Origin of the sequence: Rhizobium etli 8C-3, from assembly GCF_001908375.1 — a bacterium.
In the GTDB taxonomy this organism is placed as follows: Bacteria; Pseudomonadota; Alphaproteobacteria; order Rhizobiales; family Rhizobiaceae; genus Rhizobium; species Rhizobium etli_B.
The window spans coordinates 80,459-97,527 of the sequence record NZ_CP017244.1; the positions used below are offsets into that span (position 1 = coordinate 80,459).

17 protein-coding genes and 1 pseudogene are annotated in these 17,069 nt (G+C 57.8%); 8 read left to right on the forward strand and 10 right to left on the reverse strand.

Annotated elements, in window-relative coordinates; genetic code table 11:
- Positions 1–3: 3 nt before the first annotated feature.
- On the reverse strand, positions 4–1,344 hold the full coding sequence (locus tag AM571_RS25200; RefSeq protein WP_074063801.1) for an SLC13 family permease: 1,341 nt from the start codon (positions 1,342–1,344) through the stop codon (positions 4–6).
- A gap of 321 nt (positions 1,345–1,665) precedes the next feature.
- Between AM571_RS25200 and AM571_RS25205 the strand changes: the two genes are divergently transcribed.
- Positions 1,666–3,276, forward strand: coding sequence for a sensor histidine kinase (locus tag AM571_RS25205; protein ID WP_074063802.1), 1,611 nt, complete (start codon positions 1,666–1,668; stop codon positions 3,274–3,276).
- A complete protein-coding gene (locus tag AM571_RS25210) occupies positions 3,251–3,928 on the forward strand; it encodes a response regulator transcription factor (protein ID WP_074063803.1) in 678 nt (225 codons plus the stop codon). The genes AM571_RS25205 and AM571_RS25210 overlap by 26 nt, the downstream gene beginning before the upstream one ends.
- A 132-nt stretch (positions 3,929–4,060) precedes the next feature.
- Here AM571_RS25210 and AM571_RS25215 read toward each other — a convergent pair whose 3' ends face one another.
- Positions 4,061–5,065 carry an inorganic phosphate transporter gene (locus tag AM571_RS25215; protein WP_074063804.1) on the reverse strand — a complete coding sequence of 335 codons (1,005 nt, stop codon included), beginning with the start codon at positions 5,063–5,065 and terminating at the stop codon, positions 4,061–4,063.
- Complete coding sequence (locus AM571_RS25220; RefSeq protein ID WP_074065564.1) at positions 5,065–5,706, reverse strand: DUF47 domain-containing protein; 642 nt, start codon at positions 5,704–5,706, stop codon at positions 5,065–5,067. The genes AM571_RS25215 and AM571_RS25220 overlap by 1 nt, the downstream gene beginning before the upstream one ends.
- Before the next feature lie 658 nt (positions 5,707–6,364).
- On the opposite strand from AM571_RS25220, the gene AM571_RS25225 reads away from it, so the two are divergent.
- Positions 6,365–6,571: a cold-shock protein gene (locus AM571_RS25225; protein WP_022713126.1), complete on the forward strand. Its 207-nt coding sequence runs from the start codon at positions 6,365–6,367 to the stop codon at positions 6,569–6,571.
- 153 nt (positions 6,572–6,724) lie between these two features.
- Here AM571_RS25225 and AM571_RS25230 read toward each other — a convergent pair whose 3' ends face one another.
- Complete coding sequence (locus AM571_RS25230) at positions 6,725–7,192, reverse strand: ProQ/FINO family protein (protein ID WP_074065565.1); 468 nt, start codon at positions 7,190–7,192, stop codon at positions 6,725–6,727.
- A 181-nt stretch (positions 7,193–7,373) separates the two neighbouring features.
- Here AM571_RS25230 and AM571_RS25235 point away from each other — a divergent pair, with 181 nt between their 5' ends.
- Together AM571_RS25235 and ligD are read left to right on the forward strand one after the other, a co-directional pair.
- Positions 7,374–7,640 (forward strand): DUF2277 domain-containing protein, encoded by a 267-nt coding sequence (locus AM571_RS25235; RefSeq protein ID WP_074063805.1) that lies wholly within the window; start codon positions 7,374–7,376, stop codon positions 7,638–7,640.
- Between the two features lie 542 nt (positions 7,641–8,182).
- Positions 8,183–9,115, forward strand: a pseudogene (gene ligD / locus AM571_RS25240) (non-homologous end-joining DNA ligase).
- Between the two features lie 200 nt (positions 9,116–9,315).
- Here the strand turns inward: ligD and AM571_RS25245 are convergent.
- Positions 9,316–9,831 carry a hypothetical protein gene (locus tag AM571_RS25245; RefSeq protein ID WP_074063806.1) on the reverse strand — a complete coding sequence of 172 codons (516 nt, stop codon included), beginning with the start codon at positions 9,829–9,831 and terminating at the stop codon, positions 9,316–9,318.
- Positions 9,832–10,049: 218 nt separating this feature from the next.
- Here AM571_RS25245 and AM571_RS25250 point away from each other — a divergent pair, with 218 nt between their 5' ends.
- On the forward strand, positions 10,050–10,367 hold the full coding sequence (locus AM571_RS25250; RefSeq protein WP_074063807.1) for a hypothetical protein: 318 nt from the start codon (positions 10,050–10,052) through the stop codon (positions 10,365–10,367).
- Positions 10,368–10,458: 91 nt separating this feature from the next.
- Here AM571_RS25250 and AM571_RS25255 read toward each other — a convergent pair whose 3' ends face one another.
- Positions 10,459–10,671, reverse strand: coding sequence for a hypothetical protein (locus AM571_RS25255; RefSeq protein WP_074063808.1), 213 nt, complete (start codon positions 10,669–10,671; stop codon positions 10,459–10,461).
- 763 nt (positions 10,672–11,434) lie between these two features.
- Here AM571_RS25255 and AM571_RS25260 point away from each other — a divergent pair.
- Together AM571_RS25260 and AM571_RS25265 are read left to right on the forward strand one after the other, a co-directional pair.
- On the forward strand, positions 11,435–12,418 hold the full coding sequence (locus AM571_RS25260; RefSeq protein WP_196776377.1) for a carbon-nitrogen hydrolase family protein: 984 nt from the start codon (positions 11,435–11,437) through the stop codon (positions 12,416–12,418).
- Between the two features lie 132 nt (positions 12,419–12,550).
- On the forward strand, positions 12,551–13,654 hold the full coding sequence (locus AM571_RS25265) for an alpha-hydroxy acid oxidase (protein WP_074063809.1): 1,104 nt from the start codon (positions 12,551–12,553) through the stop codon (positions 13,652–13,654).
- 346 nt (positions 13,655–14,000) lie between these two features.
- On the opposite strand, the gene speB is transcribed toward AM571_RS25265, so the two are convergent.
- From speB to AM571_RS25285, 4 genes are read right to left on the reverse strand one after another with little or no spacing between them, the layout of a single operon-like run.
- A complete protein-coding gene (gene speB, locus AM571_RS25270) occupies positions 14,001–14,954 on the reverse strand; it encodes an agmatinase (protein WP_074063810.1) in 954 nt (317 codons plus the stop codon).
- Positions 14,955–14,973: 19 nt separating this feature from the next.
- On the reverse strand, positions 14,974–15,753 hold the full coding sequence (locus tag AM571_RS25275; protein ID WP_074063811.1) for an amino acid ABC transporter ATP-binding protein: 780 nt from the start codon (positions 15,751–15,753) through the stop codon (positions 14,974–14,976).
- A 1-nt stretch (position 15,754) separates the two neighbouring features.
- Positions 15,755–16,402 carry an amino acid ABC transporter permease gene (locus AM571_RS25280; protein WP_074063812.1) on the reverse strand — a complete coding sequence of 216 codons (648 nt, stop codon included), beginning with the start codon at positions 16,400–16,402 and terminating at the stop codon, positions 15,755–15,757.
- Positions 16,399–17,052, reverse strand: coding sequence for an amino acid ABC transporter permease (locus tag AM571_RS25285; RefSeq protein ID WP_074063813.1), 654 nt, complete (start codon positions 17,050–17,052; stop codon positions 16,399–16,401). Before AM571_RS25285 ends, AM571_RS25280 begins: the two co-directional genes overlap by 4 nt.
- Between the last annotated feature and the right edge of the window lie 17 nt (positions 17,053–17,069).

The window sequence follows — 17,069 nt, forward strand, 5'->3', positions numbered from 1 at the left end:
TCCCTACGCCAACATCGATTCGATGGTGGGCCAGATGATCAGCACGAAGACCATGATCAGAATAAAATGGACGGGCATAAGCACCGCACTGAGCCGAACGAGGTTGCCCGCACTATAGGCGTTCTCGCCCAACCTCCCAAAGAGCGCGACCGGTTTTGCGCTGACCATCAGCGTCTGGCAAAGGCCTGTCGCCGAGACCAGGGTCAGCATCACCATAACAACATCTGCACCTGATGCCTGAGCAAGGACCAGGGTCGGCGGCAGCAGGATGGACACCCGCGCGGTACGGCTGTGAATGAGCAAATGAGAGAGCAATCCGATCATGGCAACCAGCGCCGTGAACATGATGGAGGACAATTCACCTGCTCGCAGTGGACGGAACACCATCGTGACCAGAGACTCGTTCAGTCCGGAAGTTACGAAACCATTGGCAAGGCAGATCATCGCGGCAAGAAAGACCAAGAGCGACAGGTCAGCGTCACGGAGGGCGTCGCGAAATGATATTGGTCCGACAGCGGGAATGAAGGCAGCAAGCGCGCCGACAAGCGCCAGGATCGTCGGATCGATCCCATGCATCGGTTCCGTCAGCCAGCCGATCACCACAGCCGCGGCGATCCAGAAAATAGGCCGACGCCACAGCGGTCCGCGCTCCAGGTTGCCGGGAGGAAGGGCGAGCTTGGCGCGCCGTTCTTGCTCCGTCAGAAAGAGCCGCAGGATAATGCCGGTCGAAAGAAATGCGCTTGAAGCAGCAAAAGGCAGGCCCAGAACAACCCAGTGAAGATAGCCGATTTCCTCACCTGACAGCCGTCGCACCATGTCGATGGCGACGAGATGTGCGCCAGCACCAATCGGCGATGCGAAGGCCGACAGAAGCACGACCGTCGGAAACAGCAGCGCGAAGGCTCTTCGCACTCGAGCACTGGTACAGTGCTCGGCAATTGCCGCGTAGGCCGGCACCATCATGGCTGCCCTGCCGGATGTGGAGGGAACGACGAAAGCGGTCGCGAGAAGGATCGCAGTCAAAACGTAGGCAATGGACTGGACCGAGCGCAACCGACCGGCTGCCAGGGCAATGAGCTGGTCGGTAATGCCGCTCGCCTTGAAGGCTGCAGCCAGCAGGAACGATGCCAGAAGAAGCCAGATCAGCTCGTCGCCAAGCGCATCGAACAGCGCTTCGGTGTTGCCGGTGACGAACAGCGTCATTGCAACGGCTGCAGTGACAGCAACAAAGGTGTCGTCGAGTGACGTCAAAGTCCACCCGACCAAAGCAAGCATGAGGATCTGCAGCGAACGCCGAGCTTCCAGTGCCAACCCGGAGGCAACAAGCTCGATTGCAATAGTCATCGACACTGCAACAAATAAAGTGACCGCCGGACGCCACCGCGTCGACGCCGTAGACGTTTGCGTGCCAGGCAATGTCTGCCCAGATAGGGCCGGGGGCCAAGTTTCTGCCTTCTCCATTAGCAGCTCCGTTTAGCGACTGGGGCGACAGGTGCACGCACCGGCCGGCCTTCTGCTGTGCGATCTTAAGCATCGCAGGTTAGAGGACGTGGTCCGGAAGGTTAGAATTTGGTGAGAGCTGCAGAGATTGCCGCGGTTAGCCTTGTCCCGGCTCCTCTGATCGGCAATCCTTGGCGACGAGCTCCCAATCAGACACGAGGCATCATGACCGTCCGGCGGCGCATTCTTCTCTTTCAGCTTGTCACCGCCGTCTTTGTCGCGGTGGTTGTCTGCCTGATGCTGATCACGCTCAAGTTGACAGACGATTTCGTAAATCGCATTGATGGCGTTCACTCTCGCTTCGAGGCGATCAGCGAACTCGACGGGCTCGGCAATAATTATGCCGAACAGTTGGCCGAAGTCCTTCTGCTTGGCGCCGAACAGATGCCGGACTTCCAACTCGCACGGCAGCGGATCGAAGAAGGATTCCGTGTACTTGCCGAAGTGACGCGCAAGGAATTCGCCACGCTTGGAAGCCTCGGCGACGTTCAGCAGGAATTGCCGGAAGCAGAATTCGCCGCACGGCTTCATGAGTTCTATCGCGCCATCGATCGGGCGGCCGATCGGGTATTTAAGGCTCAGACGGCCGGCCAGCAGGATCTTGCCGTCGATATCTTCAGGCGAAGCATCGAGTATCGCCTCTCCAACGACTTTGAGACAATGCTCGAGGATGCCCGGCGCGAGGAGCGTGGAGAAGTTGCCGAAGAGCTGGCCCGGGTGAGAAACACCCAACATACGGTCCTGATCGCTGCGGGACTGGTTTCGGTCCTGGTCATCGCCGTGGGCCTTGGTCTGGGCCTGACGCTCCAGCATTCGATCGCTCGCCCAGTCCGCCTTCTGGCGGCCGGCGCTGAAGCGATTGCCAATGGTGCACTTAATCATCGCATTCAGACGAGCCGCCGTGACGAATTCCTGGTTCTTTCGCAAAGTTTCAACAAGATGGCCGAAGCGATCGAGAGGCAAAGAGCAAGCCTGACATCCGCCCAGGCAAGACTGGAGCGCGAAGTCGATCAACGGACCCGCGAGCTGCGGCAGGCAAATGACCAGCTTCGGTCGCTCGACAGCAAGCGCAGCCAGTTTCTGGCGGATGCAAGCCACGAGCTGCGAACGCCGCTGACCATCTTGCGCGGTGAAGCCGAGGTGGCGCTTCGCGGGCGACCAGGGCTTGCAGCCTTCCGCGATGCATTGAACCGGATTCAGGTGTATGCAGCCGACATGGCACGGTTGCTTGAGGATCTGATCGACTTCACGCGTACGGAGATCGATGACGTCACCTATGACTTCGAAACGATCGAGGCCGAAGGCGTGGTCGTTGCGGCCGTTCACGAAAGTGAAATACTTGCCCAACAAAGGCAGATGGAGGTGCAACTCCTTTCAAAAGCGCCAAAGCAAATGATCCGGGCAGATTCCCAACGCTTGAAGCAGGCCTTGATGATCGGCATCGATAACGCCATCAAGTATGCCGACCGAGGTGGCAGGATCGACATAGACATTTGTCGCAGCGGTAACGTCCTGGCGCTGACCATCCGTGATCATGGCTGCGGGATCGATCCGGCGGAACTGCCTTTCGTCTTCGACCGATATTATCGCGGAACGAACAATGCCAGTCGTGCAGCCACGGGTCTCGGTATCGGCCTGCCGATTGCCAAGACCATCGTCGAGAGGCATGGCGGTACGATTACCCTTGCGCCTGCGCCGCAGCGCGGCGCAGTTCTCACCATCCGGCTGCCTATCGCAGAAGGGGAAACAGATGCGGATATTGATTGTCGAAGATGACCGGCGCATTTCGGGCTTTCTACGGCGCGGCCTCGAGGCGGAAGGCTATCATGTACAGCTTGCCGAGGATGGGCGTGACGGCCTCGAACGGATCCGTCATGAGAGCGTCGATCTGGTCATACTCGACCGCATGATCCCCTATGTGGATGGCCTTGAAGTATGTCGGATGATCCGGCAGGAAAGACGCCCCGTGCTCGTCCTTATGCTCACCGCCAAGGAGAGTGTCCGCGACCGCGTGGATGGGTTTCAAAGTGGTGCTGACGATTATCTCATAAAGCCCTTTGCGTTCGACGAACTGATTGCGCGGATCGAGGCTCTGCGCAGGCGCCGCCCAACGCTCGAGTGCACTGACCTTCTCCAGGTCGGCTCACTGATCCTCGATCCGGCAACGCGCCGCGTCACGAAGTCTGACCGGGAGATCGACTTCACCGTGCGGGAGTTCGAATTGCTCCGCTACCTCATGCTCAATGCCAACAAGGTGGTCAGCCGTCAGCGGCTGCTGAATAACGTCTGGAACTACGACTTCGATCCAGGAACAAAGATTGTCGAAGTCTATATCCGTTATCTGCGGCGTAAGCTCGGCGGGAGCGATCAGTTGGCTATCCGCACGGTGCGTGGGGTGGGTTATTGTCTGGTCGCAAGCCCGTCATAGTCTTGTGCAAATGCAGGAACTCGGCTGCGGCAAAACCGGTCGCTGGTGTCGCGGCATCCGCGATGCGGTGGACTGTCGGCCCATTGCGAGCGTGAAAGAGCGAGTATCCTTCGGCGTTGCCTCAAACTGTTGCTATCCAAACAGACCGGAACTCCAGTAGAAGAGAGCCGAGATGAGCGCTGCGGCGGGAAGCGTGATAACCCAGGCAATGACGATGTTTCCGGCAAGCCCCCAGCGCACCGCGGAAATCCGTCTTGCCGCTCCAACGCCGATGATCGAACCGGTGATCGTATGCGTGGTCGAGACGGGGATGCCGAGCCATGTGGCGCCGAAGAGCGTCAAAGCGCCGCCTGTTTCGGCGCAAAAGCCCTGCATCGGATTGAGCCGGGTGATCTTGGAGCCCATCGTATGGACGATCCGCCAGCCGCCGAAAAGCGTTCCGAGCGCCATTGCCGCTTGGCAGGAGAGAACCACCCAAAACGGTACATGAAAACTTTGGCCGAGATGACCCTGCGAATAGAGCAGAACTGCAATGATGCCCATCGTCTTCTGCGCATCATTGCCACCGTGGCCGAGCGAGTAGAGCGAGGCCGAGACAAATTGCATGACCCGAAAGGTGCGATCGACGGCAAAGGGGGTCTGTCGTACGAAAATCCACGAGACGACGAGGACCAGAACAAGTGCGAGGAAAAAACCGATCATAGGAGACATGACGATGGCGCCCGCGGTCTTGAGCAGACCGCTCCAGACGATCGAGTTCAAGCCGGCCTTGGCAAGTCCCGCGCCAACCAGCCCGCCCACAAGGGCGTGGGAGGAGCTGGAGGGAATGCCGAACATCCACGTGACTATGTTCCAGATGATCGCGCCCATCAGCGCCGCAAAGATGACCTGCGGCGTGACAATGCCCGGATTGATGATGCCGGTTCCAAGGGTTTCTGCGACATGCAGCCCGAAAAAAAGGAAAGCTATGAAATTGAAGAAAGCTGCCCAAAAGACAGCATAGTGCGGTCGCAGCACGCGGGTCGAAACGATGGTTGCGATCGAATTGGCCGCGTCGTGCAGGCCGTTCAGAAAGTCAAAGAACAGCGCAATACCAATGAGTCCCACAAGCAGGGGGAAGGCAAGTGTAACCTCCATCAGACGTTCTCGATCACGATACCGCTGATTTCGTTGGCGACGTCCTCGAAGCGATCGACGACCTTCTCCAGCTCCCCGTAAATCTCGCTGCCGATGATATAGGCCATTGTATTCGAGGTGCCGTAGCGGCTGAAGAGATCCTTGAGACCCTGGTCGTGCAGGTCGTCGGAGTGACCTTCGACCCGGGTGACCTCCTCGGCGATGGCAGTAAGCCTGGGCGCATTGGATCCGATCCTCTCCAGTAGAGGGATCGCCTCGGCTATCAGATGCGCCGCCCGGACGATCGCCGCACCCATCTCCTGCATGCGCGGATCGAACGAATTCTGCTGAAACAGACGGATGGTCTTGACCGTTTTTTGCATCATGTCGATCGCGTCATCCATCGATTGGATGAGATCCTTGATATCGCCGCGATCGAAGGGAGTGATGAAGCTCTTTCTGATGGCAAGCAACACCTCGCGCGTTATCTCGTCTGCTTCGTTCTCCAGACGGACGATCGTCTCGCAATGATGCTCGATCTCACTGCCAGCCAACAACTGGTTCAAGGCTTCGGCAGCTGCGACAACGGTGCGCGAATGTTGAGCGAATAGATCGAAGAATCGATCTTCGCGAGGCATGAGTCTACGAAACCAGCTGATCATCGGCATCCCATTTAACTGTCACAAATCTGTCATACTGGAGCGATGCCGCGGTGAAAAGCACCGGTATCCTTTGTTTCGCGGATAGTCGCAAACGGGTTACACATCTTGTTTCAGGGCGTTGGCGCAAGCCTGCGCAAGCGTCGACGATGTGCCATCGAAATCGACAACAATACCGTGTAGGGACGATCCTTCCACCCCTCAGCGGGTTTGTCGCCGCCTTAATGAGCTAATTTTGGATAGTTTGCCCACTTCACGACATTCTTCCCTCTGAAGATCCGAAGTCCGTTCGCGATACCCGTCCATGACCGATGCTGCGAGCAGCGCGATCAGTTTCGGCAACGAGGGGCACTTCAGGCGGTCACTTCCTCATTTGTTGTCGCCGATCAGAACGCGGTTTGGGTTTGTCAAAATAGTCGCGCTGAGGGATTGACGGTTCGTTTCTCATCCGGGCCGATGCTGGACAATCCGATATCACTTTTTACCGGGGAGGGCCGCTTGCCTGGTGAAGCCGTAAGACTTTGACGCTTTGAAGGGGCAGTGCGATGCCGCAAGACGGATTTTGCCTTTGCCTTGCATTCAGAAGCGTCTATTTATGTCGCCGCAAGCTCGATTTGCCGCACCGAGGTGCGGCAGGATGAAATGATCAAAGGAAGACGCTATGGCGACTGGTACCGTGAAGTGGTTCAATGCAACAAAGGGGTTCGGCTTTATCCAGCCAGATGACGGCAGCGGCGATGTCTTCGTTCACATTTCCGCGGTGGAGCGGGCCGGCCTGCGCGGCCTCAACGACGGCCAGAAGATTACCTATGAACTGGTCAAGGATCGCAAGTCCGGCAAGATGTCGGCGGACAACCTGCAGGCCTGACGCCGATCTGATCCGATAGTAAAAAGGCCGGGCTCGCCCGGCCTTTGACGCAGGAGCCGGCAGTCCTTTTCGCGTTTCGGTGGATACCGGCTCTTCATCGCAAAACCGTCATTTCTGGGAAATCGCCCATCAAGCTGATTTGGACGGCTCGCCTCAGGTCTGCCTGTTCCGTTTGAGGAGAGCGGCGCGGATTTGCTCAGTTTTGCTCGGGGCAGCAGCGGTGGGTGGCTCGACGCGAGGCACACTGTGCTCGTCGTTGTTTCGTTTCAGGCTGAGAAGGCGTCGCTGCGCGACAAGTCGGTCTTCAGTCGAAAGTGGCTCCACGGGCTTGCCATCGATGTCATGGCGCATCGAGTCAGATTGGGCGCTCGCGAAATAGTATCGTTTTGAGTGGACAAAGGAGCCAACGGCTCGGCGCAATGCCGTGGCCTTGACATCAGGCTTTGCCAGCGCGCGGATATCGTTGAACAGGCCGAGCGCGAACGGACGGATCTGATCGCCCGGCTTGTCGGGGAGAATTCCGATCGGACGGACCAAAAGCATGCTGATCGCCGCTGCCTTTTGAACATCGAACTCCGTCGCTGCAATCGGTGTCTGGCTGACGGTCCGGGATTTGTCCATGAGTTCCTTACCTTGCATTTCTTCTCACTAGGGATCGATTGTGAACACACGTTGACAGCAAGTCTATCTTCTAGTTTTCCGCTGGCGGCGCTTTATCTAAACGTAGACGAGCACTTCGCAACAGCCTCTTGCGCCGCTGAGCGGGCGGGTGGACAAAGATCACGATGACCGGGAGCAAGTCATGTGCCGAAACATAAGGACGCTGTTCAATTTCGATCCGCCGGCGACGGACGAGGAAATCCGTGACGCTGCGCTGCAATTCGTGCGAAAGCTTAGCGGGACGACCAAGCCCTCGAAACGCAACGAGCCGGCCTTCGAGCGCGCGGTCGACTCGATCGCGGCCTGCGCACGCGAGCTGCTCGATTCGCTTGAGACATCACATCCGCCGCACAATCGCGAGGAAGAAGCCGCAAAAGCCCGCGCCAGAACGCTGAGCCGATTTGCGTGATCGTTCCGACGGTCGGCTGCCGCCGCCAACGCGGTCCGCCTTCCGGGCGAAGAAGAGGCCCTCGCAAGAGCGGTCCGGCCCGCATGACACGTCGACTTCCGGCTAAAAGGTAAGGAGCACCCTCGGTGCCTCCCACGGGCGGCTTGCAGGATGCAGTCGGTGCAAAATTCCAGCTCCAACGGCCTGGTTTAACGGGCCGCGTCACCGCACCGTTCGCCAAGGCATAGAGGATCGCTAGCCTTAACGATGCCCCGGCGCTCTCAGAGCGTCATCGCATCACGGAAGGACAACTCCATGTCAAACGTCGGGCCTTCCTGAAACAATCCTCCGTGCTGAACCCGATTGCCGGGCTGTCGTGCGACGAAGCCGCTTCTCACTTTTGTGGACGGCACAGGACAACCTGCCGAAATCAGCCAGAAAATTTATGAGCTCTGCAGCCAGCCCTTGGCTGTCGCGGGGTGACGTAAAGGTGAACGCGTGCGGCAGCTGATCATCGCAGGCGCCTCGAAAAGCGAGATTATTGGGAAAACCTATGCCCGGCTATCGGGCCTGTCGGAGAGCCGTGCCTGGCGCTGCAGAAGCCAAGGCCGCCCAAAGGGCCGGAGTGGGCCTTCGAAATCAAATGGGACGGCTATCGCTTGGCTGTGCACATCGAGCCGAAGGGCGTTCGCATCATCACCAGGGGCGGCCATGACTGGACGGATCGGTTCCCGGCGATTGCAAAAGCCGCCAAGAAACTCGGCGTCGCAACCGCGATCCTTGACGGCTAGGCGGTCGTTCTCGATGAAAAGGGCCGCTCCGATTTCGGACTGCTGCAGCAATCGCTCGGCGGCCGCGGCGGCAAGAGGACATCGAACGAAGCGATCTTCATGGCCTTCGACCTTCTCTATTTCGACGGTCGCGATCTGAGGAAGTTGGAATTCACCGCGCGGCGGCATCTCCTGGAAGGATTAATCGAGAGCAGGGACGATGTCATCCGGCTCTCTGAAGAGATCGAGGCCGACGGCGACCGGTTGTTTCTTGCTGCTTGCGACCACGGCCTCGAGGGCATCATCGCCAAAGACCGGGAGAGTAAATATCGCTCCGGCCGGCTTGGCGACTGGCTGAAGATCAAGTGCGTTCAGAGCGACGGCTTCGCCATCGTCGGCTATGAGCATTCCTTCGTTGCGCGCGCGGGGATCGGAGCGCTGCTGCTCGCGGCGCGCCAGGGCAAGAAGCTGGTTTATGTCGGCTCGGTGGGAACTGGCTTCAACGAACGAACGGCGCACGAGCTGCGCGACGCTCTCGACAAACTGAAGGTGAAGAAACCGCCTGTCGAATATTCCGGCCGGCGAAAATACATCGTCTGGGTGAAGCCGACGCTGGTTGCCGAGGTCGAGTACCGCGCCTGGACGCGCGACGGCAAGCTGCGGCAGTCGTCATACAAGGGGTTGAGAGAAGCCGAGGAGAATGCTGCCATTTATGAAGTCGAATAATCCCACCAGACTGATTTATTAAGCGGCACCCCTTAACTGAGCGTCGCAAACCAGAGATGGTTTGCGTCGGATCTTTCGCCGATCTTACCCAGTCATTTACGACCCGTAGGGCAATTCTCTCGCGTCGAGTCTGATGTCCAATAAGACATTCATTATCGGACATCAGAACGGGGACAGCCACGTGGGTATCACATAGTTCCTCATATTTTAGGGGTAGCGTCAGCCGATGGGAAAAGTTCGATAGTCTCGTCCCATTCGCCGTCATCGACACGGCCTGCCCACGATATGGATTTGGCCGGGGGTAGAACTGGACGAGTTTGACCGCCAGCTGCCTGGATTACGTCGAAGACTTCCTGCGCCGTGTTGATCACCGGAATTTTCTTTTTGCCGATCAAGAAGGCTGAATTGTAGCCGCTGATGTTGACTTCATTTTCGGTGATCTGAAGCGGTCCACTTGCTCTTTCTCCATCAAAGAAGATTGGCCAGTGGTTTTTGGACGACAGCAGGCTTAAAGGCTTAGGCCTCTCAGCATCTGCAAGGTCTTTCACCTCGGCCGGGGTTTGCAGGCAATATGTTTTGTCGGCCAGTGTAAGGACCATGCTGTTCGCCGGAGAAGTATTCTCGACTTCTGTCGGTTTGAGGACGTTGCGAACGTAGAGGATTTCGATTGCTGTAATGGTCTTTTCGCTTTGTGGCGGAGGGCAATGCACTTTCATCGGGTTCGCCTTTTGGTTCGATGACCGGGAACTGGAACCCTAGAATTCCATAAGGCGGTTTCCCGGTAAACTAGAATCTTCGGGCTATCACTCAACGCTTAACCGAGCCGGATCATTAGCACTTCAGCGAGAGACCATCGTCGGAACGCTGGCTGCCCGACTACTTGGCGACGTGCGCCAATACAGACCGATGATTCATGCCAGCCGGAGCGAAATCTATGAGTGACAACGTGAAGTCTCATGACAAGAGGGGCTTGGGCGGTATCGCCTTGGCAACCATTCTCCTCGTTTTCATCGGGCTTGGCCTTGGTGGCTACAAGCTAGCCTCGACGGCGCAGGAAAAGCGCATGGAGCGAGAAGAAGCACGGAAGAAGGAGGAGCCGCGACTACGATTTGCTCGCGAGAACGAAGAGGCTGAAAAGAATGCCAAGATAGCAGCCGAGAAGGCCACTCTTGTCAAAGACGCCTCACGTGAAACTCTTCGTGCCGCCGTCAGAAATGGCAGACGGGCACGATCGACGGATGTTGCACGATGAAGTGGCGCATCTCGCCATCGAATTCCTCAAGTCGATATGAATTTTGGTGAGGCTCTCAGCCATAGTATCGAGGCCGACATCAACGCGCTTCCTATGGTTTCGTGTTTTTCCCCAATTGCCACTCACCTGTCGCATCCGTCTCGACGCGCTTGTTGCCGCGATAGAAGATTGGCAGTCTGGTCTTCTTGTCCATCGAGAAGCGGCTGGGTGCATATTTTTCGTGCTCACGGCCATGGACTGCGAGGCCGAGCGCTTCCCTAAATTTACCGGCCTTGCACAGGCTGATGAAGAGAGTTTGATCCATCGTCTGCTCAGTTCCTTTCACATCCCACGGATTGCCTGACAGCATCAGGTGACCGGGTCAACCACTATTGAAGACTCCAATCAATATCATTTGCCCTCAACTGAGCGGCCGTTTTGCGCCAACACACGGCCATTGGAAGTCAGAAGGAAAGAATGATTTCACCCATCGGTCGGCTTTCAAGAAGGATCGCGTGATTGTCTGGCTCTTTGCCTTCGGCCAGGTTGAACTTCAAGAGCTTCCCGGTCTGTCGCACGTCAATATTCTCAGATCTATACGATTCCCTTCCCCACAAGAGACAATCGGCCGGACAAAAGCACCGTCATAGCTGCTGAGCGAAAGATTGATGTCGGGTGCTTTGTGATCGACCAATTGGCATGGATATTTCGCGCATTCCATCTCGCCGTAAATTGGCTCTTGTTGGTTGATGAGGATGGCGTACCGAAACGTTCTGGCGGGGGCAGTCTCTTCGGCATGAGAGTTCAACCAATTATGGCTTTCGTAAAGAGGGATTGCCCGCAATGGCCGGAAGCTGCCAAGGAGCCGCTTCCGCTTCGCGCCGCCAACACCGGCCATTCCGATACATTGACGAATCGGCATTTGACCGCCATCTTGAATGTGGCGTGGCCTGCGCCTAACCTCCCAGACCTTCCCCAGCATGGTCTTGAACAGAGGCAAAGGGACTTTCGTCTCAGGTCACCATCTTGGTCCGATCGTTTCGGGTGGGTTGCTGGGGAACTGCGTCCGGGACGTGAAAGGCCTGATAATGACGCAAAACGGAAATCTGAAACGCCGGGTACGGGCTCGCGCAGCCAAGACCGGAGAGTCCTACACTGCAGCTCTTCAACACATCCGGCGGTCGCAGGACGACCCCGCGATCCGTTCACTTTGCATGGCTGTGGCGCAAACCTCCCTGTTCGACGATCCCCGCGATGCTTCGGCTCTGCATGCCAGCGGAACGGAAATGCGCCACCTCATGGAGGAAGCCCAGAAGGCAGGGGCTCGCCTCATACACTTCCCGGAGGGGACGACCTGCTCCCCTAATAAGCGCATTATGTCCGAAAACGGCCCTCGGGAAATCGGGCCTTCTGATTGGACCCGTTGCGAATGGAGTGTTCTACGCGAGGAGTTGGAAGCGACCAGAAAGCTTGCAGGCAAACTCAAGCTATGGACGGTATTCGGTTCCGTCCACCAACTCACATCGCCGCATCGGCCGCATAACAGCCTGTACGTCATCTCTGATCGCGGGGAATTGGTGACACGCTATGACGAGCGCCTGCTATCAAACACAAAAATCTCGTTCATGTACTCGCCGGGGAAAAATCCGGTAACCTTTGAGGTGGATGGCCTCCGTTTCGGCTGCTCGCTTGGTATGGAACTGCATTATCCGGAAATATTCACAGAATATGAGCGGCACGATGTGGATTGCGTACTGTTCTCTACCACAGGCGAAACACCTTCACTGGCCTTTGTCGCGGAAGCGTTAGGACATGCAGCAAGCAATTCTTACTGGGTCAGCTTTTCGGCTCATGCGCCACAGAGCGTCATGGCCCCATCCGGAATAGCTGCACCTGATGGTCAATGGGCGGTACGATGCCCCGCAAACGGGGACGCTGCGATCGCTATTACCAACATCAGAAATGATCCTGAGTCTCTCGCAAGGCCTTGGCGGCGAAAAGCTCGCGCCGATCTTTACAGGCCTCACCAGATAGACGGTGATCCGAGGAGCGATGGTCGCAACCTGTTCTAATGATCGTAATCGTCAAGGGCTGCAGTTTTGCAGCCCTTGACACCAAGATTTTGGCGCTGAAATCCTGATTTTGCGACGTTTCGAAAGTCGGCGTATCATCTGAGGCAGGGCGAGACCCGGCGAGGAGGCGCAATGAATGCAGGAAATGAAACTGTCGGCACTGCCTCCGCGCTCGACGAATTCGACAGCTTGCACGAGATCGTTGAAAAAGCTCACCATGTCCTGCCGAAAGAGAAATGGGATAGCCTCATAGGTGGCGCGGAAACGGAAACGACCCTCAAACGCAACCGTCTGGCCATTGATTCTATCGCGTTCAAACCGCGCATATTGCGCAACGTTAGTACCGTGGACCTTTCCGTCGAACATTTCGGGCGCAAGCTGCGACTCCCGGTATTTCTCGCGCCGACCGGCCCCTTGAACCTATTTGGACCTGGCGAAGGCGCAACTGTTGCAGCCGCCGCTCAAGCTTTCGACATAGGCCACATGCTCAGCTCCGGATGCACCCCGCTTGAGACGGTCGCGGAAACAGCTCCTTCCGCTCTAAGAATGGCGCAGCTCTATGTCAGAGGCGACGATGGCTTTGTGCATGAATACCTTAGGCGTACACTTGCATGTGGCTGTGCCGCGATCTGCCTGACTGTCGATAGTGCAGTCCTCGCGCGTCGCGATCGAGACATTGCCAACCGCTATCGGACAGGCGGGCTACGAAAGCAGCATGGTCCGTCCTACCAGGCCGGTCTTGACTGGCGAACCATCAAACTGATCAAAGAGACCTACAACATTCCACTCGTGCTCAAAGGCATTGCAACGACCGAAGATGCACGCATCGCGGACGATCACGGCGTTGACTGGATTTATGTTTCGAACCACGGTGGCCGTCAGCTCGATCATGGACGTGGTACAATGGAGGTTTTAGCCGAAATCATCGACGCCGTAGCCGGGCGAGCAAAGGTGATGGTCGATGGAGGCTTCTGTCGCGGATCGGACATCATAAAGGCCCTGGCGATGGGCGCGGACCTCGTAGGCCTTGGTCGCATGCAATGCTACGCCCTGGCAGCGGGAGGCGAGGCGGCAATTATTCGCATGCTTGAGCTGATTGAGGACGAAATGCTCCGGTCCATGGCTCTGCTTGGCGTCCCCGTCATTGGCGCGTTGGATCGGTCATATCTGCACCCAGCAATTCCCGTCAGCATACCAAGCGCCTTGAGCGCATTTCCGCTGATAGATTTGTCGTGAAGTCCGAACCTTCGCACTGCAACCCGCCGCTACCGCCGCAAAAACCGAAACCGAAAGCCGCTGGAGCGAACTCGAAACGGGATAAAACTTGGGGGCAAGGTCACACTCGGTGGCGAGATGTCGTCCTATCGTCAGGTTTCTTATTGCAAACAATGTAACCAACCGCACGTTCCATCAATTCTGCGTCCCTTCGATGCATCATGGATAGCGTTTGTTGCTTCCAAAGTTGATGAGTGCAGAGCGATTAGCTTTCCTATTCGACCCCTTTCACCCGCCTCTGTAACTAACATATCAATTCGCATAAAGGCCTCCCGAACAACGCTCGTGTCGGGTTTGTCTAAGAACTCTACTGCTTCGCGTTTATGAAGATTCTGCCAATCGTGTTGAGCAGCAGCTGGGCCGCCAAGATGGCCGTCGAGCCTGTATGGTCGTAATCCGGCGCCACTTCGACGAGATCGACGCCGATGATCGTGCCACGTTTGGCAAGCCCGGCGATCAGTTCCAGGACCTCATAGTAGATGAAGCCGCCATGGCTCGGGGTCCCAGTGCCCGGCGCGATCGACGGATCGAAGCCGTCGACATCGATCGTCAGGTAATAGCGTTTCCCAGCCGGAATACGCTCCAGAACGGCATCGACACCAAGCTTGCGGATCTGGCGGACCGAGAGGATATCTGAGCCCTGCGCCCGGGCATATTCATAACCTTCCTTGGCGGTGGAGGAGACATTGCGGATGCCGAGCTGGGTTATGCCGGTGACCCAGGGTTTTTCCGAGGCGCGGCGCAGCGGGCTGCCATGGCCGAAGCGAACGCCGTGGCGCTCGTCGACGAAATCGAGATGCGCATCAAACTGCACGACATGGATCGGCTCCTGCTCGCTGAAGGCGTTGATGCAGGGAATGTTGATCGAATGGTCGCCGCCGAGCACGACCGGAAGCGCGCCGGCGGCCAGGATCTTTCGTACGCCATATTCGATATTGGCATGGCTCTTTATCGTGTCGGTATGGACGATATCGGCGTCGCCGAGATCGACGATGCGTAGGCCTTCCAGGTAGGTGACATCGTCCTCATGATCATAGGCGCCGGCATGGCCGAAGGCGAAAAGTGTCGACGCCTCGCGAATGCCTCGCGGCCCGAAGCGCGCGCCGGAACGCCACTGCGTACCGAAATCGAAGGGAGCCCCGAGTATCGCCACATCTGCGGCAATCTGATCCCAATTTTCCAGATAGGGGCTCTTGGCGAAGGTCGAAATGCCGACGAAAGGCAGGTTGAGTCGTCCGTTGTCATAGCCGTGGGCAGTCATGGTGATTCCTTTTCAGGCACTAGAGCGCGCGTTCGCGCCAGGTTTGCAGAAACTGAGAGAGTCGTTCGCTTTTCGGGGTGTTGAAAAGCGCTTGTGGGGCGCCCTCTTCGACGATCTGGCCGCCATCCATGAAGACAACCCGATTGGCCGCATGGGCGGCAAATCCCATTTCGTGGGTAACGATGACCATGGTCATCCCCTCCGCCGCCAGCGCCTTCATGACCGAGAGAACTTCGCCAACGAGTTCCGGGTCGAGCGCCGAGGTGGGTTCGTCGAAGAGCATGACCTTGGGTTTGATTGCCAAGGCTCTGGCGATCGCCACGCGCTGCTTCTGTCCGCCGGAAAGGTTTTCCGGCCAACGGTCCGCGAACGCCGCAAGGCCGACCTTGCCGAGCATTTCGCGACCGGTTTCCCCGGCTCGAGCCCGCGAAGAGCCATGCACCAGCCGAAGCGCCAGGGTGACATTGTCCAGCACGCTCATATGTGGCCAGAGATGGAAATGCTGGAAGACCATCCCGATCGGGCTGCGGGCTTCGGTCAGCTCCCTGATGCCGGCCCGCTCGCGGCCAAGCGGCGTATCCCGCCATCCCAGCATCTTGCTGAAGATGCGGACCTCGCCTGCGTCATAGGCGTCAAGGAAGGCAAGCGAGCGCAACAATGTGCTCTTGCCGGAACCGGAAGGCCCGATGATGCAGGTCACATCGCCGCTGTGAATATCGAGATCGATGCCGCGCAACACGGTCTTGTCGCCAAAACGTTTTTCAAGTCCGCGAACGGAGATCGCCGCCGGTTGCGTCATGTCAGGAGCCTTTCACGGCGAAGCGACGCTCAAGAACGCGCCCGAGCCTCGACAGAATTTCAACGAGTGCCCAGTAGAGGAGGGCAATGGTGAGGTAGGGAGTGACGACGGCGAAGGTGATCGAGCTGATCGTACCGGCTACTTTCGTCAGTTCGCCAAGCGTGATCACGGAAAGAACGGCGGATTCCTTTAGGAGCGCGATCGCCTGTCCCATACAGGGCGGCAGGGTGAGGCGCAGCGCCTGCGGCAGTTCGACGTGAAGCAAGCATTGTCCCCGTGTCAGGCCCAGCATATCGGCTGCCTCGCGCTCTCCCTTCGGGACGGCGTTGAGCCCTGCGCGGAAAATCTCGGCGAAGGGGCCGGCGCCATAGACACCGAGGCCAACGATACCCGCCACATAGGGGCTGAGGAGAAGCCCAAATTGCGGGCCGCCGTAGTAGAGAAGGAACAGCACGAGTGCGAGTGGTGCACCTCTGGCAAATTCCACATAGGCTCTGACCACAAGCGAGGTCGGCCTTACGCGGCTGCGTAGTGCCGCGGCAAGTACGATTCCGAGAAGGAAGGCGATGGCTATGCCGCTGACCGACACGGTGATGGTGGTTACAAGTCCGGCGAGATAGAGCGGAGCGTCGTCAATGAAGCCGGTCATTGGCCTTCGCTCCGATGTGAGAGACGTCGTTCGATCAACAGGCCCACTCCTGCGAGAAGCATCCCGACCGCGACATAGAGAATGAGAGCGGAGGCATAGGCATCCAGAGGGCGAAAGGTGGAGGCGGCCACCTGCTGGGCGCGGCGTGTGAGATCGGTGACGGCAATCACCGAGACGAGTGAGGAGTTCTTCACCAGAGCCTGCATTTCGCCAACGAGTGCCGGCAGCATGGTTCGGAAAGCCTGAGGCGCCTCGATATGCAGGAAGATCGTGCGGGTAGAAAGGCCAAGCATTTTCGCTGCCTCGATCTCGCCTTTCGGAATGGCCTGGAGGCCCGCCCGGTAGATTTCGGACTGGAAGGCTGCGGTATTCAGCGCCAAGGCCACAATCGCCGCCACGATCGGGTCCAGTTCAAGCCCGAGAAACGGGAGAATATAGAAGATGATCAACAGCTGGACGAGGATCGGCGTCCCGCGCCAGAAGGAGAGATAGATCCCGGCCAGCGCCCGGATCCCTCGTCCGCCACGTCCGGCTGTCGCCAGCAGGAGGGCCAGCGGCGCGCCGAGAAGAAGCGCCGCCAGACTGATCGTCATTGTTGTGGTCAGGCCATCGAGAAGTGCCGGCCAAATGTGTGCGACTGTCTTTTCCATGACGGCCTGTCCCTGCG

What these genes read in the sequence shown, in the direction of transcription:
- AM571_RS25200 (WP_074063801.1), bottom strand. Translation starts at nt 1,344, where the DNA reads ATGACTATTGCAATCGAGCTTGTTGCCTCCGGGTTGGCACTGGAAGCT.
- AM571_RS25205 (WP_074063802.1), top strand. Translation starts at nt 1,666, where the DNA reads ATGACCGTCCGGCGGCGCATTCTTCTCTTTCAGCTTGTCACCGCCGTC.
- AM571_RS25210 (WP_074063803.1), top strand. Translation starts at nt 3,251, where the DNA reads ATGCGGATATTGATTGTCGAAGATGACCGGCGCATTTCGGGCTTTCTA.
- AM571_RS25215 (WP_074063804.1), bottom strand. Translation starts at nt 5,065, where the DNA reads ATGGAGGTTACACTTGCCTTCCCCCTGCTTGTGGGACTCATTGGTATT.
- AM571_RS25220 (WP_074065564.1), bottom strand. Translation starts at nt 5,706, where the DNA reads ATGATCAGCTGGTTTCGTAGACTCATGCCTCGCGAAGATCGATTCTTC.
- AM571_RS25225 (WP_022713126.1), top strand. Translation starts at nt 6,365, where the DNA reads ATGGCGACTGGTACCGTGAAGTGGTTCAATGCAACAAAGGGGTTCGGC.
- AM571_RS25230 (WP_074065565.1), bottom strand. Translation starts at nt 7,192, where the DNA reads ATGGACAAATCCCGGACCGTCAGCCAGACACCGATTGCAGCGACGGAG.
- AM571_RS25235 (WP_074063805.1), top strand. Translation starts at nt 7,374, where the DNA reads ATGTGCCGAAACATAAGGACGCTGTTCAATTTCGATCCGCCGGCGACG.
- AM571_RS25245 (WP_074063806.1), bottom strand. Translation starts at nt 9,831, where the DNA reads ATGAAAGTGCATTGCCCTCCGCCACAAAGCGAAAAGACCATTACAGCA.
- AM571_RS25250 (WP_074063807.1), top strand. Translation starts at nt 10,050, where the DNA reads ATGAGTGACAACGTGAAGTCTCATGACAAGAGGGGCTTGGGCGGTATC.
- AM571_RS25255 (WP_074063808.1), bottom strand. Translation starts at nt 10,671, where the DNA reads ATGGATCAAACTCTCTTCATCAGCCTGTGCAAGGCCGGTAAATTTAGG.
- AM571_RS25260 (WP_196776377.1), top strand. Translation starts at nt 11,435, where the DNA reads ATGACGCAAAACGGAAATCTGAAACGCCGGGTACGGGCTCGCGCAGCC.
- AM571_RS25265 (WP_074063809.1), top strand. Translation starts at nt 12,551, where the DNA reads ATGAATGCAGGAAATGAAACTGTCGGCACTGCCTCCGCGCTCGACGAA.
- speB (WP_074063810.1), bottom strand. Translation starts at nt 14,954, where the DNA reads ATGACTGCCCACGGCTATGACAACGGACGACTCAACCTGCCTTTCGTC.
- AM571_RS25275 (WP_074063811.1), bottom strand. Translation starts at nt 15,753, where the DNA reads ATGACGCAACCGGCGGCGATCTCCGTTCGCGGACTTGAAAAACGTTTT.
- AM571_RS25280 (WP_074063812.1), bottom strand. Translation starts at nt 16,402, where the DNA reads ATGACCGGCTTCATTGACGACGCTCCGCTCTATCTCGCCGGACTTGTA.
- AM571_RS25285 (WP_074063813.1), bottom strand. Translation starts at nt 17,052, where the DNA reads ATGGAAAAGACAGTCGCACACATTTGGCCGGCACTTCTCGATGGCCTG.